Annotated in this window: 7 protein-coding genes and 1 pseudogene; 3 read left to right on the top strand and 5 right to left on the bottom strand. The window is 68.5% G+C overall.

Going from position 1 to position 13615, the window contains the following annotated elements; translation table 11 throughout:
- Positions 1 to 292: 292 nt before the first annotated feature.
- From GV792_RS11545 to GV792_RS11535, 3 genes are all read left to right on the top strand, one after another.
- Positions 293 to 2158, top strand: coding sequence for a serine/threonine-protein kinase (locus GV792_RS11545; protein WP_163824066.1), 1866 nt, complete (start codon positions 293 to 295; stop codon positions 2156 to 2158).
- A gap of 79 nt (positions 2159 to 2237) precedes the next feature.
- Positions 2238 to 3014 carry an ABC transporter ATP-binding protein gene (locus GV792_RS11540; RefSeq protein ID WP_163824065.1) on the top strand — a complete coding sequence of 259 codons (777 nt, stop codon included), beginning with the start codon at positions 2238 to 2240 and terminating at the stop codon, positions 3012 to 3014.
- Positions 3014 to 5608 (top strand): ABC transporter permease, encoded by a 2595-nt coding sequence (locus tag GV792_RS11535; protein ID WP_163824064.1) that lies wholly within the window; start codon positions 3014 to 3016, stop codon positions 5606 to 5608. Before GV792_RS11540 ends, GV792_RS11535 begins: the two co-directional genes overlap by 1 nt.
- A 50-nt stretch (positions 5609 to 5658) precedes the next feature.
- On the opposite strand, the pseudogene GV792_RS11530 reads toward GV792_RS11535, so the two are convergent.
- From GV792_RS11530 to GV792_RS11510, 5 genes and pseudogenes are all read right to left on the bottom strand, one after another.
- A pseudogene (locus GV792_RS11530) lies at positions 5659 to 6078 on the bottom strand (ADP-ribosylglycohydrolase family protein); the annotation flags it as partial.
- Between the two features lie 134 nt (positions 6079 to 6212).
- On the bottom strand, positions 6213 to 7406 hold the full coding sequence (locus tag GV792_RS11525) for a VWA domain-containing protein (RefSeq protein ID WP_163824062.1): 1194 nt from the start codon (positions 7404 to 7406) through the stop codon (positions 6213 to 6215).
- Positions 7403 to 9673, bottom strand: a complete 2271-nt coding sequence (locus GV792_RS11520) for a DUF5682 family protein (protein WP_163824061.1) — start codon at positions 9671 to 9673, stop codon at positions 7403 to 7405. The genes GV792_RS11525 and GV792_RS11520 overlap by 4 nt, the downstream gene beginning before the upstream one ends.
- Positions 9670 to 10764: an ATP-binding protein gene (locus tag GV792_RS11515; RefSeq protein ID WP_163824060.1), complete on the bottom strand. Its 1095-nt coding sequence runs from the start codon at positions 10762 to 10764 to the stop codon at positions 9670 to 9672. Before GV792_RS11515 ends, GV792_RS11520 begins: the two co-directional genes overlap by 4 nt.
- Entirely contained in the window at positions 10761 to 13286 is a 2526-nt protein-coding gene (locus GV792_RS11510) for a DUF5691 domain-containing protein (protein WP_309138483.1), read from the bottom strand. The genes GV792_RS11515 and GV792_RS11510 overlap by 4 nt, the downstream gene beginning before the upstream one ends.
- Positions 13287 to 13615: the final 329 nt, after the last annotated feature.

Raw genomic sequence — 13615 nt, 5'->3', positions numbered from 1 at the left:
CGGGTTCGCTGGACGACCCGACCGGAGCGCCCGTGACCATCGGTCGGGCGGGCCGGTGACCGGCCCGCCGTGCCCTGCCCCGATGCGCGGCCGATAACCGAGCCGTCGTGCTGCCTTGAAAGCTGCGGGCAGAGTCCGGCCGGCTCCCGCGACCGGGACGACGAGTAGCTGACTGCTGCTATGGTTTCGGTGCTTTCCGTGGTCGGGCCGGGACAGGTTCGACCATGTGTTCTTTTTGCCTGTACGCCTGTTCATCGGTGGGTCCCGGTGGGCGGCGGGAAGTGGAGCAGAAATGCTGGCCAACGGCGACGTTTTCGCCGGCTATGTCATCGACCGCGAGTTGGGCCGCGGTGGCATGGGCTCGGTGTACCTCGCGAAACATCCGCGGCTGCCGCGGATGACGGCGTTGAAGCTGCTGAACCGCGAGATGTTCTTCGACAAGGAGGTGCGGGCGCGGTTCGAACGGGAGGCGGATCTGGTCGCCCGGCTCGACCACCCGAGCATCGTCACCGTCTACGACCGCGGGCTCGAGGACGAGCAGCTGTGGATCTCGATGCATTACATCGACGGTATCGACGCCGCGTCGGTGGATCCACGCAGGCTGCCGCCGGAGCGCGCGGTGCAGATCATCAAAGAGACCGCCGACGCCTTGGACTACGCCCACGGCATGGGTGTGCTGCATCGCGACGTCAAACCGGCCAATATCCTGCTGGCCCGCGCCACCAGCGGCCGCGGCGAACGCGTCTACCTGACCGATTTCGGCATTGCCCGGCTACGTGACGACACCGGCCATCTCACCCAGACCGGCACGTTCACCGCGACGCTGGCCTATGCCTCGCCGGAGCAGTTGACCGGCGCGACGCTGGACCATCGCTCCGACCAGTATTCGCTGGCCTGCACCCTGTTCTGGCTGTTCGCCGGGCACGGCCCGTTCCAGGCTACCAACCCGGCCGCCGTCATCCAGGGACATCTGCAATCGCCGCCACCTGCCCTGAGTTCGGTGCGGCCGGGTCTGCCGCCCGCGCTGGACGGTGTGCTGGCCAAGGCCATGGCCAAGCGTCCCGATGACCGCTTCGCCACCTGCTCGGATTTCGCCGCCGCAGCAGCCAACGCCCTCAACGCCCCCAGCGCTCCCGCGGTCCCGATCGCCGGACCGACCGCCCAGGGCATGCCGTTGCAGGGTGGTCCGGGCACGGCGATGGGGCAGATGCCGACGCAGGCGCCCTACCCGACCGCCAATGCGCAGTTCACCAGCGGCGCCACCGCGCCGCCGCACGGCAGTGGTACTCATCAGCAGCCGTTCGCCAGCGGTACCCATCAGCAGCCGCAGGGCAGTGGTACTCATCAGCAGCCGTTCGCCAGTGGCACCCATCAGCAGCCGCACGGCAGCGGAACCCATCAGCAGCCGTTCGCGAGTAGTCCGAACGTCCCGGCGCCGCCGCCCATGTCGCACCCGAACCCGTACGCGCAGCAGTCCGGGTTCAACCAGTCACCGCCGCCCATGTCGCCGGTGTATTCGGGGCAGCAGGGGCCGAAGAAGAACACCGGCCTGATCGTCGGCGTCTGCGTCGGTCTGGTGTTGCTGCTCGTGGTGATCATCGGCATCGTCGTCGCGGTCGCGGGCAACGACTCGAGCTCGGCGAGCGGATCGACGTCGTCGTCGACGACGACTGCGACGAGTGTCGCCGCTGTGCCTGCGACCGCCGATTCGATCAGCCAGGCATTCCCGGCCATGGTGCCGGCCTCCAGCACCGGCGAGACCGGCTACAACAATGCCAAGTGCTGGGAGACCGAACCGCAGTACGCGCCCGACGCCGAGACGGGCGAACCCGATTTCGGTAATTACGGCTGGCAGTGGCGGTGCTACGGCGGCAGCGACAACGACGACCCGTTCTACCGGTTCTACGTCTACGACAGCGCGGCCGATGTGCAGTCGGTGATCGACGGCCTGCCCGCGAGCGCGACCAAGTCCTCCGACGCCAGCGGCGGCCACACCTACACCAACTACAAGATCGATAAGGACGGACCCAAGATGGTCACCGTCTTCACCGGTGACCCCGAACGCGGCCAGTTCCTGATGTACACCGACGGCATCGTCGGCACCATCGACCAGGTACTGACCTGGTGGAAGTCGGCGCCGTTGACCTCGCCGAATTGACCCGATCGCGGGGTCATCCCCGCGGTCTGGGTGAATTCCCCGATGGCGCGACGGCGCGAACGCCGACAGACTGGTCACCATGACCTCGCACGCCGTTGGCATCGATCCCGCCCAGACGCAGGCCCCGGCCGCCGTCGCGGCCACCGCCGAAGACCTGTCCAAGGTGTACGGAACCGGAGACACCCAGGTCACCGCGCTGGATTCGGTGTCGGCCGAATTCGTCAAGGGCGAATTCACCGCGATCATGGGACCGTCCGGCTCCGGCAAATCCACCCTCATGCACTGCCTGGCCGGACTGGACAGCGCCAGCTCCGGCACGGTGCGCATCGGTGAGACCGCCCTCAACGAACTGTCCGACAAGCAGATGACCAGGCTGCGGCGCGACCGCATCGGGTTCGTCTTCCAGGCGTTCAACCTGGTGCCCACCCTGACGGCGCTGGAGAACATCACGCTTCCGCTGGATATCGCGGGCCGCAAACCCGACCAGCAATGGCTCGACACCGTGCTCGACCGGCTCGGGCTCACCGACCGCCTCACCCACCGGCCCAGCGAACTGTCCGGCGGCCAGCAGCAGCGCGTGGCGTGCGCGCGGGCACTGGCGGGCAAACCGGAGATCATCTTCGGCGACGAGCCGACCGGCAATCTGGATTCGCACTCCTCCGGTGAAGTGCTCTCGATTCTGCGCACGGCCGTCGACGAATTCGGCCAGACGGTCGTCATCGTCACCCACGACCCGCACGCCGCATCCTTCGCCGACCGGGTCGTCTTCCTCGCCGACGGTCGCATCGTCGACGAATTGCGCGAGCCAACCGCGGATTCGGTGCTGGACAAGATGAAGGCACTGGAGACCAAGTGATGGCGGGCAATCCGATGCGCAAGGTGGCCCTGCGCAACCTCGCCGCGCACAAGGTGCGGTTGGTGCTCACGCTGTTGTCGGTGGTGCTCGGCACCGCGTTCATCGCGGGGTCGTTCGTGTTCACCGACACCCTCCAGCGGACTTTCGACGGCATCTTCGCCGACGAGGCCAAGGGCGTCGATGTGCGCGTGAGTCCCGAGGAACGGCAGTCGCTTGGCGTCCCGCAGGACGTGGTGGACAAGATCGCCGCCATGGACGGGGTGCGTGCTGTCGCGCCGAGCGTCAGCGGGGCGGTCGTCCTGCTCGATCCCGAGGGCAAGAAGGCCGTGCAGACCGGTGGTGCACCGACCCTGGGCGAGTCCTATCTGCCGCCGGGGCAGGCGATCGCCGAGCCAGAGAAATTCATCGCGGGCGCACCGCCTTCGCGTCCCGGAGAGATCGCCCTGAACAGCGGCGGCGCCGAGCGCGCCGGGCTCGCGGTAGGGGATCGGACCAAGGTTCTGGTCCCCACACAGGGCACCTTGGATGTCACACTCACCGGTGTCTACGAGGTCGCCGCCGACACCGGTGGATTCATCGGCTTGCTGTTCGAGGACAGCCAGGCACGGGAATTGTTCACCGACGGCAGCCATGTCGCCCACGTGGACGTCGCGGCGCAGGGCATCCCCGGCGACGAACTGCGCGACAAGATCGACGCGGCCTTCCCCGACTTCAAGGTGCAGAACGGTGAGCAGGTCCGCGCCGAGATGAAGGCCCAGATCTCCGAGGCGCTCAACTTCATCAACTACTTCCTGCTCGCCTTCGGTGCGATCGCACTGATCGTCGGCACCTTCATCATCTACAACACCTTCTCCATGATCGTGGCCCAGCGGCTGCGGGAACTGGCACTGTTGCGCGCGATCGGGGCCAGCAGGCAGCAGGTCGGCCGTTCTGTGGTGGCCGAGGCGTTCGTGATCGGCGTGATCGGCAGCGTCATCGGGTTAGCGGGCGGGGTTGCCCTGGCCTTCGGGCTGTCGGCGGTGCTCAACGCGTTCGACCTCGGCCTGCCGACCGGGTCGATGACGGTACTGCCGCGCACGATTCTGGTCGGCTTGCTCGTCGGCTTGGTCGTCACCATGGTCAGCGCGTACGCGCCGGCGCGGCGGGCGGCCCAGATCCCGCCGGTGCAGGCGATGCGCGAGGAGTTCGCCTCGGCCGGTGAATCACTGCGGGTCCGCACCTGGCTCGGGCTCGCGCTCGCCGCGATCGGCGTGGTGCTGGTGGTGGTCGGAGCTCAGTCGACCGGTGGAACGGCGGCGGCGACCGTCGGTGTCGGCGCGCTGGCGCTGATCTTCGCGGTGCTACTCGCCTCTCCGGCACTCTCGCGGCCGGTGGTGGGTGGACTCGGCCTGCTACTGCGTCCGTTCGGCCCGATCGGGGCGATGGCGCGTAACAACGCGGCGCGCAACCCACGCCGGACTGCCGCAACAGCGTTCGCACTGACACTTGGACTGATGCTGGTCGCGGCCATCGGCATGCTCGGAGCCTCCGCGAAGGCGAGCGTCGGCGTACTGGTCGACAAGGGCGTCGCCGCCGACTACGTACTCGCCGGACCACAGGTGGGCGGGCCACAATCGGTCGGTGTTCCCGCACCTGCTGTGGAGGCGGCCCGCGGAGTATCCGGGGTGGCGGAAGTAGTGGCAGTCCGCGGCGTCGGTGTGAAGATCAACGACGATGAGGAATTCGGCACCTCGCCCGATGGGCCGTTGAACCGGGTACTGAACTACGACATTCTCAGCGGTACCGACACTCTCGGCGACCGCGACATCCTCATCGCGGAAGACGAAGCGGCCGAACACGATCTGAGCGCCGGTCAGCAGATCACGCTCACCAGTATGGACAAGAAGGAGATCCCCGTCACCGTCGCCGGTATCTACCGGAAGTCGCCGCTGATGGGTCCGCTGGTCGTGCCGTCGGCGGTGTTCGACCAGGTGATGCCACCGAACATGCGTGTCAATGTGCTGGCCCTCGTCGTCGCGGAACCCGGCGCGGACCTCGCCGCCATGCGCACCGACCTGGAGCAGGCCACGGTGCAGTCGGTCTTCGGCGCCGACGAGTCCGGCACGGCATCCGATCCGGCCCGGTCCACCGAGGCCTCGCTGGTTCAGGTGCAGGACCGTGAGGAGTTCAAGGGCGCGCAGGGTCGACAGATCAACACCATGCTCGCCATCCTGTACGGTCTGCTCGCGCTCGCGGTCGTGATCGCCATCCTCGGCATCGTGAACACCCTGGCGCTGTCGGTGGTGGAGCGACGGCGCGAGATCGGTATGCTCCGCGCCGTCGGCACCCAGCGCGCCCAGGTGCGGCGCACCATCTACCTGGAATCCATGCTCATCGCCGTCTTCGGCGCCATCGTCGGCGCGATCCTCGGGTTGGGGCTCGGCGTCGGATTCCTGCGCACCCTGCGGGATCTCGGGCTCGACCAGATCGCCGTCCCCTGGGGACAACTGGTGCTGATGCTGGTGGGTTCGGCGGTGGTGGGTGTGCTCGCGGCGCTGTGGCCTGCGGTGCGCGCGGCGCGGACTCCGCCGTTGGCGGCAATCGCGGATCTGTAGGTGAGTGGTTGTGGTGCGCACTTCTTCGTTCGCCCGCAACCACCTCCATCTCAGCTGTGGAAGCGGGCTGCCCAGTGGGGGTCGATGTAGTAGTCCGGCCCACTGGGTGGGCGGGGACCGAACTCCAAGGTGAAATCACGTGCGAGCCCCCAGACCGGACCGGCGATTTCGCACGCACCCGCCCAGTCCTCGGGAATGCCTTGGTAGCCGTAGCGGGCGCCGAGAAGGTTGCCGCACATCGCGCCGGTGGCATCGCTGTCGCCGGAATGGTTGACCGCGGCGCGCAGACCTAGTTCGACGACCTGCTGGGGTGTCCCACCCATCGACTCCGCGGTCAGAGCGGTGTAGACGGCGATCGCGAGCGCTTCCGGTGCGGTCCATCCGGCACCCAGCGATTCCACCTGTTCGGCCGTCGGTCCACCGCTGTCCGACAGCCGCACGGCGGTGGATAGCGCCTTGGACACTTCGTGGTGATGCTCGGCTCTGGGAAAGCAAACGCACCCGGTGGCGGCATACCGGGCGGCGGTGGCTCATCGGAGAACACGAAGGGTCCCGGCAAGGAATTCGGCCACGGGGTTCGGCGGCAGTGGCAGGTCGCTATCGGTCACGATCGTCCTGAGGTGTTGGCCCAGGTGCGGATGTCTCCGCGGTTGAGGGCGAGGGCGAGTAGGTCGGGGAAGTGGCTGGGGGTGCAGGCGAAGGCGGGGATGCCGAGGGCGTCGAGGGCGGCGGCGTTGTCGTGGTCGTAGGCGGGGGCGCCGTCGTCGGAGAGGGCGAGCAGCACGACGGTCTGCACACCGGATTCCTTCAGTGCGTTGACCCGGCGCAGCATGTCGTCGCGGATACCGCCCTCGTAGAGGTCGGAGATCAGCACGAACAGCGTTTCCTCGGGGCGGGTGACGAGGGTCTGGCAGTAGGCGAGCGCCCGGTTGATATCGGTACCGCCGCCGAGCTGGGTGCCGAACAGTACCTCCACCGGATCGGACAGATACTCGGTCAGATCCACCACTTCGGTGTCGAAGACGACCAGCGATGTGCGCAGTGACCGCATGGAGGCCAGTACCGCGCCGAACACCGACGCGTACACCACGCTCGAGGCCATGGAACCGGACTGGTCGATGGCCAGCACCACATCCCTGCGTACCGCCTTCGCGCGGCGGCCATAGCCGACCAGGCGTTCGGGCACCACTGTGCGCTGTTCGGGTAGGTAGTTGCCGAGGTTCTTGCGGATGGTGCGGTCCCAGTCGATATCGCGCGGACGTGGTCTGCTCACTCGTGCCGCACGATCGAGCGCGCCGGTCACCGCGGCGACCGTCCGCGCGGCCATGCGCCGTTCGATATCACGCACCACCTGTTCCACCACGATGCGCGCGGTGGATCTGGTGGTTTCCGGCATCACCCGGTTCAGGCTGAGCAGGGTGCCGACCAGATGCACATCCGGTTCCACCGCTTCGAGGAGTTCCGGTTCCAGCAACAATTGGGTGAGGTTCAGCCGTTCGATGGCATCACGCTGCATCACCTCCACCACCGACGACGGGAAGTAGGTGCGGATATCGCCCAGCCAGCGGGCCACTCGCGGTGCCGAGCCCTGTAGGCCCGCCGAACGCGGGCCCGACCCGGCGGGCGGATCGCTGTCGTAGAGCGTGGACAGCGCGCCGTCCATCGCGGTGTCGTCGCCGGAATCGAGGCCGCCGAGTTCGGATTCGGCCGCCGTGCCGAGCACAAGACGCCACCGGCGGGTCTGTGATTCACCGGCGTCGTCGATGGGTTCGTCCGCGGGCCCGTACGTCTCGTTCATGACCCCACTCCCAGGATGTCGGCGACGACTCGCATCGCGCGAGCACCGCGATCGACGTCCAGCGGGCGCACGGTGCCGTCGTCGCCGTCCGAGGACACACCGTTGCGGACGGCCGCACCGATGGCACGGCGTTCGCCGGATTCGAAGGCGCCGAAGGTGCGCCGCAACAGTGGCAGGGTCTGGACGAACTGGTCGTCGTCGAGTGATCCCAACCAGTCGTCGACCAGCCGCAGCAATGCACGATCGTGCACCAGCAGCAGGCCGCGTCCGCCGAGGAAGCCATCGATCCACTCCGCCTTGGCCGCAGCGGTACTGCCGATCGACAACGCCGCGGCGAGCCTGCGTGCCGATTCGGTCGCGTCGATCCGGCCGGCGTCACACAGCAGCCGCACCGTGCGGCCGACGATCGCACCGTGCACGTCATCGCGGTCGGCGATGCGACGCAGGGTCGCCAGCCAGGCGTTCCTGGCCTCGGCATCGTCGCGGATGTGGATGGTGGTGTGCCCGGCGTCGATCAGGGCACGCAGTTCCTGCGCGGCATCGGTGTCCAGACCGGTGACCGCGCCGGGCAGGCCCGCGCAGATGCGGATGAGCATGCCGTCGGCGACATGGGTCAGGGCCGCGGTATCGGTCCCGCGTACATCGCCGTAGCGCAGGGTGCGCACCAGGCCGGGGAGCGCGGCCAACAGATGGGTGACGTCGTGGTCCACGGCCGCAACCGATTCCAGCCTGCGAATCAGTTCGGTCGTGGCGCCGCCGAGATCGGCCAGCAGAGCGAGGCCGAGCGCGTCGGTGAGGTCGCCGACGGTGCGGTCGTCGCGAGCAGCGGTATCGAGAAGTTTGGTTTCGGCGGCGGAGCGGACCGTGGTGCCCCACCGCGAGGCCTCGATCACCGCCACCGCGAATTCCGGTTCCCATTGCAGCGCCCAGGTTTCCCGGAACGTGCCGGTGGCACGCACCTCGCTATCGGTCGGGGTGCCCCACTCCAGTTCCAGGATCCGCAGCTGGTGCAGCAGCCGGGATTTGAGCCGGTCGCGCTCCTTACGCAGGTCGAGTTCCACGAGGGTGGCCTGCGGCTGCTGTTTCAGTCGCAGAGTGCGGATCTGTGCCCGCAGGTCGGCGTCCAGCGGGACCGTCGGGGTCGTCGCCGGAACCGCGCCAAGGGCCTCGCCGACCACGAGTTCGGTGCCGACCAGCCGCAGCATGGCCTCGTCGCCGTCGCAGAGCACGGCCCTGGTGGCTTCGGTGACCTCGGACAGGCCTGCCAACGGCCGATCGCGCAGCGCGGCCAGGGTTTCGGCGAGGCGCACCGCCTCGATGATGTGCGCACTGGATACCGGCAGATCGTGTGCGCGCAGCGCCGTCGCGACCTTCGTCAACCAGCGGGTGATGGGCTGGTCGATCTCGGTGAACAGATGGTGATACCAGCCAGGGGAGGTGACACCGGCTCCGTAGCCGGACGCCGCCGACAAGCGAGAATGCGTCCACGGCACCCAGGTCAGTCGCGCCTTCACCTTCGGAAGGCCTTTCAGTAGACGTGCGTCGGGTGCGGCCGGGCCCAATGGCTCCCGCAGTGCGGGCGCATGCCAGGCGCCGCACACGATCGCTACCCGCTGCGCACCCTCCTTCAGTGCCTTCCGAATCGTCTGACGCATGTATGCCTCGCGGCGCAGTGTGCGTGCGTCGACCACGTGCACTGCCTGATGCTGCGGGCCAGGGCCGCCGCCACTGCCGTTGTCGCCGGCGTCGGGGCCTCCGATGTCGCGCAGCGCTCCCATCGCCTCGGTCAGCGCATCGAACGTGTCTGTGTCCGTGGTCGATTCGACGACTGCGTCCCACCAGCGTTCGGCGTCGTCGTAGCCTGCCGCTTCGGCGAGCTCGGCGAGTGGGTCGACGCTGTCGCCGGGCTCGGCGTCAAGGGCGAGCACCGCGGTGGCGGGCAGATCGCAGAAGTGCACGGGCACTGCGTGTTCGGCCGCGTAACGCAAAGCCTGCCACTCCGGCGAGAACAGGGCGAACGGCCAGAACGCGGCACGGGTCGGTGCGTCCGGGACGTAGGCGAGCATGGCGACCGGCGGCACCAGGCCGGGATCGTCGACGTAGGCGGTGAGGGGATCGGCGTCGGCGGGGCCTTCGATCAGGATGGTGTCGGGTCGGTAGGACTCGAGGGCAAGGTGCAGCGAGCGCGCCGAGCCAGGGCCGTGATGACGGATCCCGAACACGCGGGTTCGTGGCGCAGACTCCGGGTCGGGGGCGGCCTCGCTCATCCGCCGACCTCACGGCAAGCGCGATAGAAGTCGGTCCACTCGGGGCGTTCGCGGACCACGGCCTCCAGATATTCGGTCCACACCACGGCATCGGCCACCGGATCCTTGATCACCGATCCGAGGACCGCGCCCGCCACATCACCGGCCCGCAGGACACCATCGCCGAAATGCGCCGACAGCGCCAAGCCACTGGTGACCACCGAGATCGCTTCGGCGGTGGACAACGTGCCGGACGGCGTTTTCAGCTTGGTGCGCCCGTCGGCAGTGATGCCCTCGCGCAATTCGCGGAAGATCCGCACCACCCGCCGCACCTCTTCCGCCGCCGCGGGCACCTCGGGCAGCTCCAATGCGGTGCCGAGTTGCGCGACCCGCCGGGTGACGATGGCGACCTCGTCCTCCTCGTTCGCGGGCAACGGCAGCACCACAGTGTTGAACCGGCGTCGCAGTGCCGAGGAGAGTTCATTGACGCCGCGGTCACGATCGTTGGCGGTGGCGATCACATTGAACCCTTTGGCCGCCTGCACCTCCGCGCCGAGTTCGGGGATGGGCAGCGTCTTCTCCGACAGCACAGTGATCAAGGCGTCCTGCACATCCGACGGAATGCGGGTGAGCTCCTCGATCCGGGCGATGGCGCCCTCGCGCATGGCGGTGAGCACCGGCGACGGCACCAGCGCGCCATCGCTCGGCCCCTCAGCGAGCAGGCGCGCGTAGTTCCAGCCGTAGCGGATCGATTCCTCGCCCGTGCCGGAGGTGCCCTGTACCAGCAGGGTGGAGGCGCCACTGATCGCAGCGGAAAGATGTTCCGATACCCAGGTTTTGGCGGTACCGGGAACACCGAGCAGTAGCAGAGCGCGATCCGTGGCCAAGGTCGCCACCGCGACTTCGATCAGCCGACGCGGCCCCACGTATTTCGGGCTGATCACGGTGCCATTGCCGAGAGTGCCACCGAGCAGATAGGTGACCACCGCCCACGGCGACAGCCGCCAGGACGGCGGCCGAGGCCGATCGTCGGCGGCGGCGAGGGCCCGTATTTCGTCGGCGAAGGCCTGTTCGGCATGCGGACGCAGCAGATGGGATTCGATGGCGGTCACTGCAACTCCTCGAGCATCGTCGATCGGGTAGTGGTGTCGTCGGCCAGCCGGTCGAACGCCGCTGCCCATGCCGGGTCCGCGCAGCGGCGTGCCACGGTCAGTGCGGTGCGTGCCGCAGCCGCAGGTAGGTGGACGGACGCGGCGGTCAACAGCGACCGGTGCGCGGCCGGTGTGGTGCCGTGTGCGCCGGGACGTCGTTCGGCCGCCCGTGCGCGTTCGTGCAGCAACAGCAGCACATGCCGGGCCACCGGCTGCGGCCAGGGGTGCCCGATGGCGGGCAGCAGCGCTTCGATCTCGGACAGCCAGGCGCCGTCGAGCCGCAACACATGCCGGCTCCGGTCCGTGAGCGGGAGCAGGCCGAACAGCTCGCGGCGCCTCAACATGGCCAGATCAGAAGGGACGCCGGCGTCGAACAGTGCTCGTGCCCAGGTCGGGTCGCGTTCGGCAAGGGCTGCGTCGACCCACCCGTCGAACATGGGCTGACGGAATCGATCCTCGATGGTCGCCGTGGTGGCACGCTGCGGGGACCCCAGTGCCGCCTCCCAGTGGGCGAGCGGTGTGGCTGCCACCAGGTGGCGTAGCCGTGCGGCCGCGATATCGGGACCGCCTGCCCAGCGATAGCCGAACTCGCCGGTGCGGTCGGTGATGCCATCGCGGATCGCGTCATCGGCGAGCGCGTCCGGAATGTCGACGCTCAGCTGGACGTGCAGCGCCCGCCTGCTCACCCGCACCCAGGCGCGGGCCCGGTCGGTCATCCGCCGCGCGAACGCCGAGTCGGGGAGGAGCCGCAGCAGCCCGGCCGCGGTACGGCGGACATCGCCGCGACGATCATCGAGCGCGGATTCGAGGAGTGGCTCGTCGTCGGGCGAAATCCCGCTGTGCAGCACCGCGAGCAATTCCGCCTTCAGCGGTCCGGATTCCGACGGCCACACCGCCACCAGGGCCGCGCGCGCTGCCGCGGGATCATGCCGCCGGAGGGCGGCCAGCCAGTCGATCCGTTCGGGTGGATGTCCGAAGCGCCATGCGTCGTCGGATGCGGTCGGTTCCGCAGCAGACGTGCGGTGGCGGATCAAGGTGCGCCAGGCCGGGTTCCGGGCGGCCAGCCAACGACCACGTGCACCGGCCAGACGCAGCAATGGTTCCCGGACGTCGGCGTGGCCTGCCGCGTAATCCAGCAGCTGGGCACTGAGCGTGTCGGGGGCGCGGTAGCCCAACGGCGCCGCAGCACAGAGCCATTCGGGCAGGAAGTGTGAGCGGTCGTGCAACAGTTGCGTCAATCGTTGCGCGGCGGCACGCGGCAGCATGGCGCGTGGGTCGTCGTCGGCGGGATCGGGCACCGTGGTCATATCGGGCAGCGCCCCCGCGCGAGCGAAAGTGGCATCCAGAGCCGCGGATTCGAGCAGCAGTAGTGCCGGATCGGTGTCGAGCCGGTTCGTCGCTGCGGCAACGGGCGCCGGTAACGTGCCGGTGCGTGGCGAACGGCGTGCGGTGCCGAGCAATGCGGCCGATGCCAGATCCTCCGAGACGAGCGCCGCGCGGCCACCACCGACGCCTGCCACGGCGCCGACATCGATCACGTCGCCCGAGGACAGCACCGAGAGCGGCAGCAGGCCGCTATCGGTCCATTCGGCGGTCACTGTGACCGGGTGGCCGCCGGAGACACCGAGCAGACGCCACACGGGCTCGACAGTTGCCAGCGGTAATGCGGTGCCATCGGATTGGGCGAGATACCCGCCCTGTTCGTCGGCTACCGGCACCACATCGGTCAGCAGCATGGGCCAGGCGCCGAGCCACGGGTCGGCGCCGAGCGCATCGGCATACCGGTCCATCGCCGGCACGATTCCGGTATCGCTGTCGTGCGGCACCGTGGTGAACGGTTCGGCGCCGCCGTGCGCGGAACCCCATAGCGCCCGCAGCGGCGCGGCCGCCGGGTAGAAGTGCACATCGGCATCGGCCATCATGCCGAGAGCGGGTGCTTCGACGGCGAATCCGGGCGAACCGAAGCTGTGATCGATCAGCAGCGCCCAGCGTCCGCTGCGCCGCCCGTACAACCAGGTGCGCCGGGTGTAGAGACGTTCGTCCTCGGTGACGCGGATGCCGAGCGTCATCCAGTGATCGCGGACCGCGGGCTCGACTCGCACCGCGTCGGTCTTCGTCGGATAGCCGATATGAGTGCGCACGCTGGCGGCCAACGGCGGAGCCAGCTCGTCGAGCCTGCGATGGGCGGTGACCAGCAGATGCAGCCTGGCATACCGGTCGAGCACCACCTGGGGCCAATCGGGCCTGGTGATCACGGCGACGGGCACCTGCCGCAGGATCGCCGCCACTCCGGGCGCCTGCGCGTCCACCATCCGCGCCGCCATCGTCTCGAACGCGCCGAACGACCGATCCGACTGCGCCAGACCGGTCCGCACCTGGTCGGCCAGCCAGATATCGAGTTCGGCCAATCCGGCGCTCACTCGCACCCGGCGTTGCTCCGCTGCCGCGCTCTGGCGGGCCATCACCGGCTCTGCCTCACGCACTCCATAATTCCCCCGCTCGACGTACCCCCTGCATTCGGTCCCCGGATTTGTACCGCATCCCACCGACAACTTCCCCTGATCCGGGCTTCTACCTGGGAAACCTGGTGTGCCATCGACACATTCGAGACCGGATCGCCATCCGTATCTCTTGCGTTGTGGTGTGACCTCTGGCATTCTGATCTGTTCGGCTCGCCCGAGCCACCCGAACAGGGTGACACACCAACAAGCTGCCCGTCGGGGCTGGCGAGGGGTGGACATCGGAGCGCAGCCCCGTGTTTCGATGGCCAATTCCATCCCCGCGGGCAGCTTCTCATCTGTGCCTACGCCCG

This window comes from Nocardia cyriacigeorgica (assembly GCF_010868145.1).
In the GTDB taxonomy this organism is placed as follows: domain Bacteria; phylum Actinomycetota; class Actinomycetes; order Mycobacteriales; family Mycobacteriaceae; genus Nocardia; species Nocardia cyriacigeorgica_D.
The sequence above is the reverse complement of the archived record's forward strand: the minus strand, read 5'-3'. Positions and strand labels throughout refer to the sequence as shown.